Raw genomic sequence first — 16,259 nt, forward strand, 5'->3', positions numbered from 1 at the left:
AGACCGGTGCGCTGAATGTGAAGCTGCGCTTCCTGGAGTCCGAGACCGGCCGGCGCGTGCGTCGCGCGCTGGCGGACACGCCCGACATGATGCTGGTGGGCGGGGCGGTCCGCGACGCGCTCCTGGACGTGGATCCGGTCAACCTGGACCTGTGGGCGCACGACCCCGCCGCGGCGCGCGCCGCACTGGGCATGGAGTTCGGCGCCCCGCACGCCGGCGCCACGCGCTGGGACGCCTTCCGCTGGGACCACCTTCCCCTGCCGCTGCGCCTCGACTCCGGCTCCCGCGACCTTGAAGCCAACCTCCGCTCCCGCGACTTCACCGTGAACGCCATGGCGCTGCCGCTGCGCGGCGCCGCGGAAGTGCGGCTGGTGGACCCGCTGCACGGCGCGCTGGATGTCGCCGACCGTCGCCTCCGCCCCGTCGTCTCCAACTCCTGCGAGGTGGACCCCACCCGCTGGCTGCGCGCCGGCCGCCTGGCCGCCACGCGAAATCTCAGGACCGACATCTCGCTGAAGATGGCCGCAGAGCGGGCGCGCGCCCGCCAGCCGCTGCTCCACGGCGTCTCGACGCTGGTGCGGCGCTCGGAGTTGCTGGCGGCGCTTTCCTGCCCGCACCGCGCCGAGGGTCTGCGCTGGATGCACGAGGTGGGGCTGCTGGGAGAACTGGTGGCCCCGTGGGCGGAGCTGGCGGCCCGGCGCGACCCGGACCTCGGGGGACGCGCGCCCGACGAGTTCTCGATCGCCTGCGTGGACGCGCTGCACCACGAGCGGTGGGCGGCGGTGCTGGAGCCCGCGCTGCTGCAGGCCATCTGCCGCCGCCTGGACGAACCGGTGGCCGCGGGGCTGGGAGGCTGGACGCTCACCGCGCTGGCGCTGTGGCTGCGCCGCCTGGCGCCCGTGGCCGACGTGGCGGCCGACCTGGGCACGCTGGCGCTTCACGGGCTGGGGTTTCCGTTCGAGGAGCTGCGGGCGGTGAGCCGGCTGGTGCTGGCCCGCAACTGGCTGGATCAGCCTGGACCGCTGGGCCCCGGCGGCCTGGAGGCGCACGCCGCGGTGGCCGACCTGTGCGTCCGCGAGGCGCTTCACGGAGTGGATTCCCCGCAGCTGCGGGAGGCGGGGGAATGCGCCTGTCGTGAGCTGCCCGCCTACCTGCCGCCCGCGGCGTGAGCGCCGGTCCTCAGGGGACCACCACCAGCCGCCGGGCCGAGCTTCCGCCCTCCCATCCCAATCGCACCCAGTAGATACCCGCGGCCAGCCTCGCCGTGCCGGGCTCCGACGCGTCCAACCGCACCCGGTGCAGCCCCGCGGGCAGCAGCCCGCCGAACAGGCGGCGCACCTCCCGGCCCGTCACGTCGTGCAGCGTGACCCGGATCTCGCCCCCGGACGCCAGCCGGAATGCCAGCAACGCCTCCCGGCGCGCGGGGCTTGGACCCAGGCCCAGGATCGCGGTCTGCCCCGGGGCGGACGGCGTGGCGTCCACCGGCACCGGCAGCGGGATCCACAGAATGCTGGTGAGCCCCTCGACCGTACGCTGTGGCGGCGAGGCGCTCCGGAACGTGGAGTCCCGCCCGCTGCTGTAGGCGTCGTGCCACGTGATCGCGAACTCGTCCACCGTGCCGCTGGTGTTCAGGAACCCGCCCTCGGTCACGCCCAGGAACCAGGGATGCGTGCTCCCCGGGGGCAGGAACGCGGCCGCGCCATCCGACGGCAGGATGTCCTGGTGGAAGATCCAGCTGCGAGTGCCCAGGTAGGAAATCCCCGGGCGGGTGATCATGCTGTCGGCGTCGCCGGTGCCTCCGAGCGCGCGCCACCAGTCGGGTGCGGCCGGATTGCCGCCCGTTCCGTAGCGGACCGAGAGGTCCTGGTCCGCGAAGTCGTGGGTGTAGCGGATGCGCAGCGTCGCCACCGGGTCCGCGGCCGGCATCCGTGCGCGGAGCACCGGCGAGAGGTGCTCCCCGCCCAGCGCGTCAACCCAGGCCAGCCGGTAGAACCAGGTCGCACCGGCCACCACGCCGGTGTCGTTCCATGCGTAGCCGGTCCGATTGTCGGAGAGGAGGTGCACCGAGTCGCCGGGAGCCGCGGGCACCCCCACGGAGGGCAGCATCACCGCGTTCCGCCGCACGAACGCCGACGCCGAGTCGGTGGAGCGGTACACGTGGAAGCCCGCCACCCCCACCTCGCGCTGCGTGAACCAGCGGAGCAGAATCGAGTGGCAGCCGCCGCGCGGCAGGGCCCGGAGCTGGACCAGCTGGGTCTGTCCCGGCGACGCCGCCTCCAGCACCGCGGCGTACGCGTCCAGCTCGCCGTGGCCCCACGCCCGGCTCCAGCCGGGGTCCGGGTGCCCCGGGCCGGCGAATGGATCGCCCGGAACTCCCTTGTGCTCCGAGCTGAAGCGCAGGATCTCCATCGCGCGCGCGGCGCGCAGCGCGGGATTGGCCTGCAGCATCAGCGCCAGTGCGCCGGCCACGTGCGGCGCCGCCATGCTGGTGCCGTTCATCTGCACGTAGCGCGTGCCGTCGGTGGCGGGGTTCCCGTCGGCGGACAGGATCCCGCTGCCCGGGGCCGTCACCAGGGGCTTCAGCTCGTCCCGATGGTCCGTGTCGGCGTCGTCCGGGCGGGGGCCCTGGTTCGAGTACAGCGTGTCCACCTGGTCGTCGTCGCGGCGCGTGGTGTTCCGGTCGTTCAGCGCGGCCACCGCGACGGCGCTGTCGGCGGACGCCGGGGAGGGCACGAACCCGGCGCGGTGGTCGTTGCCCATCGCAACCACCGAGAGGATGCCCCACTGGGCGGCGGTATTCAGGGCCTGCGCGTCCACGTCGTTGCCGTCCGAGTTGTCCGGGCCGGCCAGGCTCAGGTTCATGACCTGCACCCCCCGCCACTCGGGGTGCGCGAGACCCAGCCACAGCGTGTCGCGCTTGGTGATCAGCCAGTCCACCGCGTCGAGGACCCCGAAGCCCACGCCGGCGTCGGTGAGGACCTTGCAGTCCACGAAGCGCGCGCCCGGCGCCATGCCCTGGCACACGTGCGCCGGCCCGCCGGTGCCCAGGGCGATCCCGGCGACGTGCGTGCCGTGGAAACCGGCGCCGTGGTCCTGTGGATTCACGTCGGGAACATCGAGCGTGGAATCTCCCAGCGAGAAGTCCCCGCCCCCGAGGCACCGTCCACGGAGGGACTCGTGCCCCGGATAGCCGGGGTTCACGACGTCGGCGGTGTCGTTGATGCCGGTGTCCAGGAAGGCCACCACCACACCGTGGCCGTCGAGCCCGAGGTCCTTCCACACCGAGGGAAACAGGGTCCCGTCATCCGTGTCGCGCGCCCTCGCGCCCCGCGCCGACACGTCCAGGCTGGGGTACAACGCCTGGATCGTCTCCACGCGCCACACGCCCGGCAGGGCCCGCACCGCCGCGATCTGCGGATACGTGGCGGCGATGCGCAGGCAATCGAACCATCGGTACGTGTGGGTGACGCGCGCGCCGGTGGCGTTCACCGCCGCCACGTCCACCGCCCCGGGATGCCCGGTGTAGCGCACGTACGCGCCGAACGTGGTGAGCCCGCCCACCACGCCGACCTGGAAGCGAAGCCGGCCGTGGGTGGGATCGTTGGCGGTATAGGCGGCGGCGAGGCCCCCGGTGTCCACGGCGGCGAAACGGTCGTCAATGCCGTTGCCGTCGTCGTCCCACACCCACGGGCTGCCCACGGGGCCCAAACCCTTGGCCCGCGAGGGTGCGCCCGCAGCGAACAGGCCGCACAGCGCGATTCCCGCCGCGAGGATGAACGTGGCCGCTGGCCGGAGTCTGAGTGGTGTCATGGCACTTTGCTCCATGGAAGCATCCTGGATGCGGCGCGCTGAATCATTCCTGAGACCGAGCCCGCGCGTCGCCCACAACTTCAAGGACCACCGTCAGTTGACACTTTCCTTCTGGCGCGCCCGCAGCCGGGCGACCAACCGGAGCGTGGAGGGCTCCGGGACCAGGTTGAATTCGCTCCGGAGGAGGTCGAGGAAGCTGCGGTGCTCGGCCCACAGCCGCGTGAACTCCCCGCGCTGCGCGAGGATCTCCAGCAGTTCGCGGTGCGCCGCCTCGTCCGCGGGGTCCAGCTCCAGCGCGTCGCGCAGCCAGCGTTCGGCCTCTTCCGGGCGCTGCGCGCCGCGTTCCTCGGCCGCCAGTTCCAGGAGGGCGCGGCGGTGGATGCGCGCGAGGCGCTCCCTCTCGGCCACCACCCACGCGGAATCCCATCCTTCCAGGAACTCGCCCCGCCAGGCGGTGACAAGTTCCACCGCCGCCCCGGGGCGGCCCGTTCCGGATGCGGAGCGGGCGCCTTCGGGCAGCTCGAACCGCCGCACCAGGTCCAGGTCCGTCCGCAGTTCCAGCGCCGCGGACAGGCGCACCCGATCGCGGTCGCGCTCCACCACCTCCGCCCCGGGAACCGCGCCGCGCACCGCCTCGCGCACGTAGCTGAGGGTCAGGCTCAGGCTTCGCCGCGCCTCCGCGGTGGAGGCCTGGGGCCACAACATATTCTGCAGTCGCTCGCGAGTCTCCCCGGCCGGGCCCCGCAGCGCGAGATACGCCATCAACTCGGCGGCCCGCTCGGTCCGGAAGGCGCGCAGGGGAAGACGCTCGCCGAGCACGCGCACCTCGAGCGGTCCGAGCAGCCTCACTTCCAGCGCCGTCCCGCCGCGCCGCGACGGAGACAACCCGAGGCGCTTCTCCAGGGCACGCTGGGCGCGCAAGGCGTCGCGCGCGGTCGGACCGCCTTCGGCGGCCCAGCGCCGGAGCAGGCCCAGGCAGCGTTCGTCGCCCCAGTCGGCGAGGCTCGCCGCGGCATCGGGCCGCGGACGCCGCCGCCCCTGGAAGCGACTGTCGAGGACCGGCCAGAACCGCTCCGGGTGGCGCGCGAACAGCGGTGAGAGCCACTCGGCCCCGCCCCGGGCCCAGCACTCGGCATGCAGTTCGGGGGCCTGCTCCGCGGCTTCCGCGGTGATCTGCTCGTACCGCTCGCGCCCACAGATCGCCAGGGCGCGCGCGGCGGCGCGCACCGCGCCGTCCGCCTCCCCGGCGCGCCACAGCGCTTCCGCCAGGGCCAGGCCCGCGGCGGCCTGGATGTGCCGCAACCCGCCCGCGACCGCTTCGCGCAGCAGCGCGCGCAGCAGCGTCGCCGCCCTCGTGGCGCGCCCTTCCGAGAGCCAGGCCCGCGCCTCCAGCAGCTTCAGGTCGAACCACAGCGAACCCCGCCCGCCACGCAGCGCGCGCAGTCCCTCGCCGGAAAGCTCGCGCGCCCGCTCGGCTTCCCCGCGCGCCAGGGCCACCTGTGCCCGCAGCAGCAGCAGTCCCACGCCAACGGACTGGTGCGCAAGGTCCCCGCCGCGGCCGGCCAGGTCGGTGGCCAGGCTCGTGGCCGTGGCCAGGTTGCCCGACCGGCGCTCCACCTCGGCGCGCGCCAGCATCACGGTGGCCTGCTGCAGCGGGCTGCCGCCGTCCGCCACCAGCGACTCCCCTTCCACCACCGACTCCCTGGCGCGGTCCATCTCCCCCAGCTCCAGTCGCAGCAGCGCCAGGTTGGCCAGGTGCAGCGCCCTCCGCCGCGAGTGCCGCACTTCGGGCCGCTTGAGGCAGTTCTCGAACAGGGCCCGCGCCTCCAGGAAGCGGCCCATGGCGCAGTAGGTCAGCGCCAGGTTGTGCTCCGCGGCGGGCTCGAGTTCGGGATCCGGGTGGTCCGTGAGGAGCGCCCTCAACTCGCACAGTGCCCGCTCCGTTTCCCGGTAGCGCCCGAGGTAGAACAGCGCCCCACCCACGAGTTGCAGCGCCCGCGCGCGAACCCCGGGGCGCAGTCGTGCGCGCGCGCCCAGCAGACCGCGGCCCGTGCGCAGCGCCCGGGCGGCGTCGCCCGCGGCGTTGCACACGCGGGCGGAGCCCAGCGCCGCCTCCGCCGCCAGGCTGGCGTCCCCGGTGGAGGCGGCGCGACGGGTCACTGCGCCGAAGTCGGACCGCGCTCCGGCGAAGTCGCCCAGGATGCGCCGGTTCTCGCCGCGCAGGAAGAGCAGCCGCGGGTCCGCGTCGAATGCCCCGCGCGGAAGAGTGTCGAGCAGCCCTCCGAGCTGGCTGTAGCGGCCGTGCGACAGGAACCACGCGCCGTTCTCCGCGAGCCAGCGCGCCACGCGCGCCGGGTCGGGGATCCGGCGCCACTGTTCCAGACCCTGCGCGGGATCGCCCCGCAGCAGGCGTTCGCCCAGCTCTTCCAGCAGCCGTGCCCGCTCCGTCGGGGACAACTCTTCCCGGGCCCGCTCCTCCAGGAACTCCCGGAACAGCGGGTGGAGCCGGAACTCGCGCCCGCCGCGCCCCGCCCCGGCGGTCAGCAGGTTGCGCCGCACCAGCGAGCACAGCAGCTGCAAGCCGTCGTGCGCCTTCCACGCCAGCTCCGCCAGCTCGTCGGTTACGGTCTCGAGCGAGGCGATGCGCAGCAGGAAGCGCTGCTCGCGCTCCGGGAGACACCGGAACAGTTCCGCCTCGTAGAACTCCGCCAGTCCGCCCGGGCTGCGCCCGAGTTCCTCGAGGGTCTCCTGCACGCTGCTCAGGCCGCCGGAGAGCCGCACCCGCTCCGCGGTCCAGCGCACCCCGGCGACCCATCCGTCGGTGCGCCGGAACACCAGGTCGGTGTCGGCGGTCTTCATGTCCAACCCGAGGCGGCCGCGGCACAGCTCGTCCACCTCGTCGCGCCGGAATCTCAAGTCGGTGTTGCGCAGCTCGAAGACATGTCCGCGCGCCCGCCACAGCGGCACGGGCAGCGGGGGCTCGTTCCGAGCGCCGAGGACCAGGTGCAGGTGCGGAGGCGCCAGGTCCACGAATGCCGCCAGGAAGCGCGGCACGAACGGGCTGCCGCGCAGCAGGTGGGCGTCATCGACGATGAGGTAACAGTCCCGCCGGGCACAGCGGGAGAGGATGTCCACAAACGCGCCGGCCGCCCCGGCGGCATCGGCGTGCGGGGCGGGATGCTCCGCCAGGAACCGGTGCAGCGGATGGCGCGCCGTGCGGAAGCGGGCCCCCACGGCCTCGCACAGCAGGTGCAGGAAGATCTCCAGGTCGGCGTCGCGCTCGGTGAGGGAGTACCACACCGCCGTGCCGGGGCAACCCGCGTGGAACTGCGCGAGGAGCGTGGTCTTGCCGTACCCGGCGTCCGCCGAGAGCAGCACCAGGCGGTGCGTGGCCGCCGCGCGCAGCGCGGACAGCAGCCGGCGCCGGGGCAGGATGTCGGGCCGCAGAGCCGGCGGCCGCAATTGCGAGGTGAGCACCAGATGTGGATCTGCCATGGCACCCTGTTCCGGGGGGCGGGCGCGAACGCATGCACCTGCCGGTTGCGGCCTGCTTTCGAGCTATTAGTATACGCCCTCTCCCGGACTCTCTCAACTCACTGCTAATCCCTGCGGCACAAGGGGTTCCGGGCGTCGGGAAGGCCCCCGATCAGGGCTCGCTCAGCGCTCCCGGCGCACCATCGCTCCACGAAGCCGAATCCGGCGGCGTTGGCCGCCCGGCTGCCGGCGGCAGCCGCCGCACACACCCCTAGCCTCGGAGGAGCCACGGTGATGGCAAAGATGATCCGAACTGTCGCGGCCACGCTCTTGCTCGCGCTCGCGTGCTGCGCGGCCTCGACCCGGGCGGCCACCTGGATGTGGGACCAGGACGGCAACCGCATCGACGACCGCATCGAAGCGGTACAGGCGCACGGCCTCACCGCCGCGCACGTCAACGGCGATCTTGCCGGCAAGCTCATCCTGTTCGTGTACCCGGAGACCAACCCGCTGAGCTTCGGCGTGTACGTGGCTTATGACCACAGCCCCACCGACGATGACGTGGCCCGCCTGCTCGCCACCGGCGCCCGCCTGCTGTGGCGGCCCCGGTACATCGACTACCTGCGGGCCCAGGCCAGCTACGCGCAGGTCCAGGCCCTGGCGGCCTCGGCCGGCGTGCGCCGGGTGGAGGCGTGGCAGGTGATGTATCCCTTGAACGACAACGCCACACGCACCCTGCGCGCCCGCGACGGCCACGGCGGGGTCGGCACGCCGATGTTCCCGTCCGTGTGGAGGGACCTCGCGATCACCGGCCGGGGCGTGGTCGTGGGCATCATCGATACCGGTGTGAACGATTCCCCGGACGGCATGTACCCGGGCCACGAATCGCTGCGCGGCAAGTTCCTCGGTGGCGGGGACTTTTCAAACCCAGACGCCGCGCTGAACACGTCTCCGGATTCCAGCTCCAACCCCCGAAACGCCGCGGACGCCGAGGGCAGCTACCACGCGACACACGTCGCCGGGACCGCGATCGGCAGCGGCGGCCCGGACGGCATCCGTGGAGCGGAGGATCCCGGCAGGTATGCCGGCATGGCGCCGGACGCCCGCCTGGTGGACTGCAAGGCGCTGACCGATGCCGGCCTCGGTGGCGGTGCCGCGGAGGCGCTGGAGTGGTGCATCGCGCACCGCGACACGTACTGGAACGTCACCAACCCGGACGCGGTCTACCGGGGGGTGCAGGTGGTCAACATGAGCCTGGGTGGCTCCACCAACTCCGACGGCACGGACGCCGACGCGGCGGCGGTCAACGCGGCCGTGCGGGCGGGCATCGCGGTGTGCGTGGCGACCGGCAACGACGGCAACACCCACTACATCCCCAGCCCCTGCTCCGCGGACCTGGGCATCGCCGTCGGCGCCCTCGAGGACGCCAACACCCTGGCGCACGGCGACGACATCGTCGCCGGCTACTCCAACGAGGGGCCGCGCCTGGACGACGGCGACACCGACCACGCGGACGAGATGAAGCCCACGGTGCTGGGTTCGGGCTCGGACGTGATGTCGGCCCTGGGGGACCCCACCACCGACGGGACGCGCTACCACAACATCAACGGCACCAGCATGGCGACACCGACCGTGGCCGGCCTGTGCGCGCTGATTCTCCAGGCCAACCCGGGCCTCTCGCCCCTGGAGGTGCGTGCCATCCTGCAGAACACCGCCGAGCACCGCACCGACCACGGACAGCAGCCGCCGTCGTCCGCGGACTCGTTCCACGTGGACCCCAACTACCACCCGTCGTGGGGCTGGGGTGAGCCCGACGCCTATTCGGCGGTGAAGGAGGCGCTGGACAACAACACCACCCAGGTGGTGCTCGAGGGAACGTCCTCGGTCGTCACGGTCGGCGGTCACCTGGAAGTGGGCCTCACCTGGGCCACTCAGCGCGAGGTCGGGGTGCGGCGCTTCGACGTGTGGCGGGCGCCGGACCTGGGCGGTGTCCCGGGGGCCTTCTCCCCGGTGAGCGCGCCGGACGTGGTGCCGCAGGGCCACGCGGCAATCGAGCGCACCGCCAACCGCACGGTGTACCACTGGACCGACACGGACCCCTCCCTCATCCCCGGGGTGCCCCTGTGGTACCAGGTCCGCTGGACCGACACGCAGGGACGGGAGCACGGTGAGCCCGCGTTCCCGGTCCAGACCGATGCCCGCCCGGTGCGCGCGCGCGTGAGCTGGAGCATCACCCACAACGCGATCGACAACGACATCACGGCGGTCTTCGGTTCGGGGACGAACCCGCTGCGGCCGTTCCTGGTCCGGCCGGCCGGCGGCTCCGGCGCGGCGGACTCCTCGCGGGTGGTGGTGCCGGTGGGCTTCGGCAGCATGACCCAGTACTGGTTCCACGCCGACCTGACCGACGAGGACATGGCGCAGGGCTACCTGCCGCCCTCGCCCGCCAATCCCTGGTTCCTGTGGGCACTCGAGAAGGGCTACGTGAACACCGAGGGCATCGTGGACAGTTTCTCGGTGACCACCTACTCGGGCTCCGACGCCACCGTGTACCGGGGTGCTGACCCTGAACCACGCGCCGGTGCTCGATCCCATCGGAGGCCGCACGGTGCCGGAGGGCATCGCCCTCGGCTTCACCGTGAGCGCCACCAGCCCGGACAGTCTGCCCCTGACCTATGCCGCGACCCCGCTGCCGCTGGGCGCGACATTCAACCCCGCCACCCGGGCGTTCACGTGGACCCCGGCATACGGACAGGCGGGCACCTATGCCGTCACGTTCCGCGCCACCGACACGGCGGCGGGGGCGGACAGCGAGGTGGTCACGCTCACCGTCCCGACCCGGGCGCCCGGCAGCAACACGCCCCCGGCCCTGGACCCGATCACGGACCGGACCGTGCGCATCGAAACAAACCTGCAGATCGCGGTCGTGGCGCACGACCGGGAGGGCGGCACGCTGACCTACTCGGCCACGTCCCTCCCGCCGGGCGCGAGCTTCGACACGCACCGGCAGGTCTTCTCGTGGCTGCCGCACTCGGGGTCCGAGGGGATCTACCGCACGGTCTTCCACGTGGCCGACGCGCAGGGCCAGGCGGATTCACAGTCGGTGCTCCTCAAGGTGACCCCCGGCTCGGCCAAGCTGCCCCCGCAGGGGGAGTGCGCACCGGAGAGCACCCAGTTCGCGGGCACCATCGGGATTGACGTGCAGGGCCTGAACAACGTGGCCACCTTCCACACCTTCACCGTGCCGCCGGACGCGCAGATGGTCCAGGGCACCCTGACCTGGACCGGCGGCCCGGTCATTGACCTGGACCTGTACCTGGTGGACTCGAGCGGCAACGTGGTCACCAGCGGTGCGACTGCGACCGACGACCCCGAGGTGGCGACGGCGCTCAACCTGGTGCCGGGCACCTACCGTTGGAAGGTGGTGTCATTCTACAATCCGAACCCCACCGAGGGCTACACGGTGACCGGCGTGGTGTGCCGGCGCGGCCCGACGGCCGTCGGGGGGCCCCGCGCGGGGCTGGAATTCGCCCTGCACCCGGGCGAGCCGAACCCGTTCCGCGCCCGTTCGCTGGTCCGCTTCAGCCTCCCGAACGCGGCCCCGGTTCAGCTGCGGGTGTTCGACGTGGCCGGGCGGCGGGTGCGCACGCTCGTGGACGCGTCGCTCCGCGCGGGCGAGCACCAGGAGTCCTGGGATGGGCGCAGCGACGCCGGGGCGCAGATGGGCTCCGGGGTGTACTTCTACCGTCTCTCCACGCCCCAGGGCGTCCAAACGCGAAAGACCATGTTGATTCGCTGATCGGTCGCGCAGGACGCCCTTTCACGCACGAAGGGCCCGGGGCATCCCGGCCCCGGGCCCGTTCGTGCATCGTTCCCGCGGAGCGACGGCGAGCTCAGAATCGCACCGCCACCCCCAGCGTGGTGGTCCAGGAGTCGGCCTCGAAGTCGTGCGGCAGCAGCGCGCCGTGCCCGTGCTGCCGGAACACGTAGCGCCCGCCCAGGTCCATGGACACCTCGCGGCTCAGCGGCACGCGCACGCCGCCGCCCAGGTGCACCCCCACGCGCTGCGTGGTCTCGTCGGCGTAGTGGCTGTAGGGATACTCGACGGTGGTGTTGTACCACCCGAGTCCTCCGCCCACGTACAGCGCCCGCTGGGGGCGGAACCACAGCGAGGCGGTGATGGGCCAGCTGTGCACACGCACGTCCCCACCCTCGTAGAGATCCTGCCGATACGCGATGCCGAGTTCCGTGTCCAGCACGCCCCGCACGACCGGCCCGCGCACCGCGAGGCCCCCGGACAGCCTCACGGCATCCTGGCCGGTCTCGCGGGTCAGGTGCAGCGAGGGAATCACTTCCGCGGCGACCGCGGGGCCGGCCGCTCCGAACGTCAGGGCCAGCACCACGCAGGCCCCGCGGACGCTTCGTGTCAATTGGACGCTCATGCCAGCCTCCCTTGATGGCGCCCCGCCAGGCCGGGTGGGTCAGGATCCACACCCGCACCCGGGGCGCCGCTGTCCGGAGTGCTTCTCAAGTTCCGTGCCAAGCGCGCGCCCACCCACCGCAAGAAGTTACGCCGCCGGGAGGCCCGGCGGCGTGGCAGATGCATGACAATGTGTGGCGCGGATGCGGCGGCGTGCCGTCGCGGCACCGCGGCAAACCGACTCGTCCTCCCCGGGTCCGTGGCCCGGGCTAGTAGCCCACCGCGCAGCCGTCCTTGCGCTTCTCCGTGGCCCCGCAGTACAGCCCCGTGACCGGGTCGCGGAAGATGGCCTGGTAACCGCCATACGCCCCCACGGCCTCCGGCTCGATGACGTGCCCGCGCATGCGCAGCTCCGCCAGAGTCGGTGAGGGCACCCCGTCCTCGATGTGGAGCACCCCGCCCTTCCTCATGACCGTGCCGGTGGGCTCCGAGGAATCGGTGTGGTGGAAGCGCGGCGCGTCGCCGGCCTCCTGCAGGTTCATGGAGAAGTCGATCAGGTTCACGATCACCTGCGCGTGACCCTGCGGCTGCATGTCGCCACCCATCACCCCGAAGGCCATCAACGGCTTGCCGTTCGCCGTGGCGAACGCGGGGATGATGGTCTGGAACGGCCGCTTGCCCGGCTCCAGGTAGTTGGGGTGGCCCTGGTGCAGCGAGAACAGCGCCCCCCGGTTCTGGATGCCGAAGCCCAGCTCGGGCACCACGTAGCCGGAACCGAAGCCGGTGTAGTTGCTCTGGATCAGCGACACCATCAGGCCGCTGTCGTCGGCGGCGCACAGGTATGTGGTCTCCCGGCGTCCCAGCGCGGCCGGGTCGCCCGCGGTATCTCCCTGCGCGGCGTGCCGCATGTCGATCTTCGCGGCACGCCCGCGCGCGTAGGCCTTGGACAGCAACGAGTCCACCGGGAGCTTCACGAAGGCCGGGTCCGCGTAGTAGCGCGCGCGGTCGGCGAAGGCCAGCTTCTTGGCCTCGACGAAGATGTGCCAGAAGTCCGGGTTGTCGCGGCCCAGGTGCCTCAGGTTGAAGTTCTCCAGTATGTTCAGCAGCTGCAGCGCCGCGAGCCCCTGCGAATTGGGGGGCAGCTCCCACACCGTTACGCCGCGGTAGCCGGTGGAGATGGGCTCGTCCCATGTGGAGTGGTGGCGCTCGAAGTCCTCGCTCGCGAAGAACCCGCCGTTGGCCTTCGAGTAGCGCACCAGCGCCTCGGCCACCGGACCCTTGTAGTACGCGTCGCGCCCGCCCGTGGCCAGCAGGCGCAGCGTCTTCGCCAGCGCCGGGTTCCGGAACAGCTGTCCTTCCCGCGGCGACTGGCCGCCGGGCATGAACACCTCGGCGAAACCGGGCTTGTCCTTGAACACGCGCGTGGAGCGCAGCCAGTCGGAAGCGATCACCGGGGAGAGGGGGAAACCCTCCTCCGCGTACTGGATGGCCGCGGCCAGCACGCGCTCCATCGGCAGCCTGCCGTAGCGCGCGTGCAACTCGAACCAGCCGTCGGCGCACCCGGGAACGGTCCAGGCGTACGGGGAGCGCAGCGGGACGGTGCCCTCGCTGTCGGGCGGGACCATCGAGGCCTTGAGCCCCAGCGGCGCGCGGCCGGAGGCATTCAGTCCCACCACCTTGTTCAGCTTCGGGTCCCACAGGATGGCGAACAGGTCGCCGCCCAGTCCGCACGAGGTGGGCTCCATCAGCGCCAGGCAGGCGTTGGTGGCGATCGCGGCATCCGCGGCGCTCCCGCCTTCACGCAGGATCTGCAGCCCCGCCTGCGCAGCCAGCGGCTGCGCCGCGCACACCATGCCGTGGCGGGCCCACACCACGCTGCGACTGGCGACGCCGCGGCCCTCGGGCTCGGCGTGCGCGGGTGCGGCAAAGGCGGCCGCTGCGGCAAACGTCAGTGCGAGGCGCGTGAAGGCGGACGCGGCGGCAAACGCCGGCGCGAGGCGCGTGAAGGCGGGCTGCGCCGGCCGCGACGCGCCGGCGGCGCCCCGCCCGGCGGGCTCCGGGGACGCTGGAAGTCTCGGGACCATGGGTTCTCCCCTCTCGCGGCTGCACTTCATCCGGGGGCTGACGCAACTCGATGCGACTGCCCTGACGGCCGGTCCAATGTTGCGGCCGCCGGGGGGCGGCGTCCAGCGCGAATCTCGGCGGCGGCGGCCGCGCATCCCGGCGCGGCGACCGGCCCGGCGCGACCCTCGAAGCTCAACCGGGCTGCGGGAGCAACCCGCGGCGGACCGAGTCGGCCAGGGCCTCGAGCGGCGGAAACAGCTGCGCCCCGGGCCGGTGGCGGCCCTCGATCAGCTGCAGCGCCCGCGCGCGATCTCCCATCCGCAGCCTGCACCGCGCGGCGAAGTACCTCGCGGGCGCCGCGTCCGGGCTGGAGGCCAGGCCGGCTTCTAGCTCGCGCGCGGCCGATGCCAGGTCCCCCAGCTCCAGGCACGCGATCCCAAGGCGCACGCGGTACTCGATGTTGGCCGGCTCGAGGGCCACGGCGGCCTGGAAGTGCTCCCGGGCCTCCGCGGGGCGCCGCTGCGCCAGGCGCACCGTGCCCAGCTCGTCGTGAAACAATCCCGCCGCCTGCCCCATCCGCAGGCCCTTCTCACAGTACCGCGCGGCCGCCTCGTATTCGCCCAGGCACAGGTGCGCGTGGGCCTGGAACGCGATGACCCGCGGGGCGCCGGGCGAGAGGCTGTCCGCGACCGCGAGATGGCCCAGCGCCTCGCGGAAGCGGCCCATGGCCATCAGCTGTCCGCTGAGGACCAATCGCGGGGCCGCGAGCCCGGGTCGCCCGGCCACGTGGCGCTCCAGGGCCTCCGCCAGCGGGGCCTGCATCTGGCTCTCGGTGACCGGCTCGTCCGTGAAGCGGTAGATGGTGAAGGAACGGCCGCGCGGAAGGCTGCGGGCGGCCACCTGTGCCAGCCCCGGCAGGCGCACGTCGCGATCCTCCAGCAGGTCGAACTGGGGTCGCAGGTGCTTCTCCACGCCGGAGTAGAAGAGATAGCCGGCACCCGAGGCGCGCGCGGCCTGCACCAGCTCGAAGATGTCGGCGGCGGCCGGGAGCTCCACGTAGTTCATTCCCGCGAAGTAGGCCACGTGCGGCTTCCTCGCCATGACGGTCTCACCGGGACGGCCCAGGGAGCGCAGCAGTTCCCCGCCCACGCGCACTTCGTGCGGTGCGTCCGCCAGCAGCGCCTGGATGTCGGCCCACGCGCGCGCGCCCGAAGGCGCCAGCAACCCCGCCAGCAGGACCCAGCGGAGCGCCGGGAGCCATGCACGGCCGGCCACGGCGGGAACGGCGGCTCCGGCCGGTGCGGAGCGCCCGGGGCTCCGCACCGCGGCAGGGCGCCCGGGTGACCACATCAACACCAGCGCGCCGGCGCCGGAGAGATAGAACGGCAGCAGGTACAGGAAGAAGCGCGGCCCGTAGAAGACGCTCACCAGCGACAGGTAGCCCAGCGCGAAGTGCCCCAGCATCCCCGGCCAGCCCCGACGGCGCCACCAGCACAGGGCCAGACCGGCGAGCGCCGGCACACCCAGCCACACCGGGAGCAGCCTGTGGATATCCTGCAGCCAGTGCGTGGCCATGTTCGCGCCCAGGCGCGAGAAGAAGAGCCGCGGGTCGTACAGGGCCACGTCGCGCAGTGAATGAAACTGGCCGGCGGCGATCTTCCAGAACGCGTCCCAGTTGGTGTCCCGGCCGTAGATGTCCCGGGCCACGTTCTGCCAGTTCTCGTTGGTGAACGCATTGCCGGTCAGCGCCTGGTTGGTGACCAGCCACGGCACCACCGACACCGCCAGGCCCGCGGCGTACGCCGCCAGCCGCGGCAGCCGCGGGGGCCGGGCCAGCAACACCGCCGCCGCGGCCGGCACCAGGAACGCGGCGTTGTACCGGGTGATGATCGCAAAGCCGGACAGGAGGCCGGCCGCGGCCACGGCGCGGCTGCCACGACCCTGCAGCACCAGGTGCGTCGCGGCGATGGACAGCGCGAAGGTCGGCAGGTCGGTGCCCGCCTCCACCGCGGCGCGCAGGTAGACGGGATTGACCGCCAGGCCCAGCAGCACGGCCAGACCCACCCCCGGGCCGAGAAAGCGGCGGATCAACAGGAATGAGCACCAGGCGCCCGCGAGTGCGGCGGCCACGTTCAGAACCCGCGCGGCCAGGTAGAAGTCCCCGCCGCAGGGGAAGGAGAACGTGGCCAGCAACAGCGGGTAGCCGAAGCCCTTGAAGGCGTACTGCGCGGCCTGCATGCGGCCGCCCAGCAGGTCGCGCGCGGCGGGGATGTAGTCGCCGAGCAGGTCCGTCTCGACGGCGTAGAACGGGGTGACGTGCAGCCCCAGGTTCACCCACAGCAGCAGCAGCGCGTAGCCGCACAGCGCGGCCAGGGCCACGCGGAAGACGGAATCCAAACCCGCGGCGGTTCCGGCCGGTGCGGCCGGCGCCACGGACGCGCCGCCGTCACGGCGGCCGCGTCCCCCACCCGGGGGAGCAGACTCTCGGCCG

Annotated in this window: 7 protein-coding genes; 2 read left to right on the forward strand and 5 right to left on the reverse strand. The window is 72.8% G+C overall.

The window, feature by feature from the left end; all coding sequences use genetic code 11:
* Positions 1 to 17: 17 nt before the first annotated feature.
* A complete protein-coding gene (locus HZB25_11770) occupies positions 18 to 1,169 on the forward strand; it encodes a CCA tRNA nucleotidyltransferase (GenBank protein MBI5837912.1) in 1,152 nt (383 codons plus the stop codon).
* 10 nt (positions 1,170 to 1,179) lie between these two features.
* Here the strand turns inward: HZB25_11770 and HZB25_11775 are convergent, their stop codons facing one another.
* Together HZB25_11775 and HZB25_11780 are read right to left on the reverse strand one after the other, a co-directional pair.
* A complete protein-coding gene (locus HZB25_11775; protein MBI5837913.1) occupies positions 1,180 to 3,810 on the reverse strand; it encodes a S8 family serine peptidase in 2,631 nt (876 codons plus the stop codon).
* A 93-nt stretch (positions 3,811 to 3,903) separates the two neighbouring features.
* Entirely contained in the window at positions 3,904 to 7,305 is a 3,402-nt protein-coding gene (locus HZB25_11780) for a hypothetical protein (protein MBI5837914.1), read from the reverse strand.
* 2,617 nt (positions 7,306 to 9,922) lie between these two features.
* Between HZB25_11780 and HZB25_11785 the strand changes: the two genes are divergently transcribed.
* Positions 9,923 to 11,083 (forward strand): T9SS type A sorting domain-containing protein, encoded by a 1,161-nt coding sequence (locus HZB25_11785; GenBank protein MBI5837915.1) that lies wholly within the window; start codon positions 9,923 to 9,925, stop codon positions 11,081 to 11,083.
* Between the two features lie 94 nt (positions 11,084 to 11,177).
* Here the strand turns inward: HZB25_11785 and HZB25_11790 are convergent, their stop codons facing one another.
* The 3 genes from HZB25_11790 to HZB25_11800 all read right to left on the reverse strand — a co-directional run bounded on the left by HZB25_11790 (position 11,178) and on the right by HZB25_11800 (position 16,165).
* Complete coding sequence (locus HZB25_11790) at positions 11,178 to 11,726, reverse strand: outer membrane beta-barrel protein (protein ID MBI5837916.1); 549 nt, start codon at positions 11,724 to 11,726, stop codon at positions 11,178 to 11,180.
* Between the two features lie 247 nt (positions 11,727 to 11,973).
* Positions 11,974 to 13,788 carry a gamma-glutamyltransferase gene (gene ggt, locus HZB25_11795; GenBank protein MBI5837917.1) on the reverse strand — a complete coding sequence of 605 codons (1,815 nt, stop codon included), beginning with the start codon at positions 13,786 to 13,788 and terminating at the stop codon, positions 11,974 to 11,976.
* Positions 13,789 to 13,960: 172 nt separating this feature from the next.
* Entirely contained in the window at positions 13,961 to 16,165 is a 2,205-nt protein-coding gene (locus HZB25_11800; protein MBI5837918.1) for a tetratricopeptide repeat protein, read from the reverse strand.
* Between the last annotated feature and the right edge of the window lie 94 nt (positions 16,166 to 16,259).

This window comes from Candidatus Eisenbacteria bacterium, assembly GCA_016235265.1.
Lineage (GTDB): Bacteria > Eisenbacteria > RBG-16-71-46 > RBG-16-71-46 > JACRLI01 > JACRLI01.

Coding starts and splice junctions, on each gene's coding strand:
- HZB25_11775 (MBI5837913.1), bottom strand. CDS start 3,810: ATGACACCACTCAGACTCCGGCCAGCGGCCACGTTCATCCTCGCGGCG.
- HZB25_11780 (MBI5837914.1), bottom strand. CDS start 7,305: ATGGCAGATCCACATCTGGTGCTCACCTCGCAATTGCGGCCGCCGGCT.
- HZB25_11790 (MBI5837916.1), bottom strand. CDS start 11,726: ATGAGCGTCCAATTGACACGAAGCGTCCGCGGGGCCTGCGTGGTGCTG.
- ggt (MBI5837917.1), bottom strand. CDS start 13,788: ATGGTCCCGAGACTTCCAGCGTCCCCGGAGCCCGCCGGGCGGGGCGCC.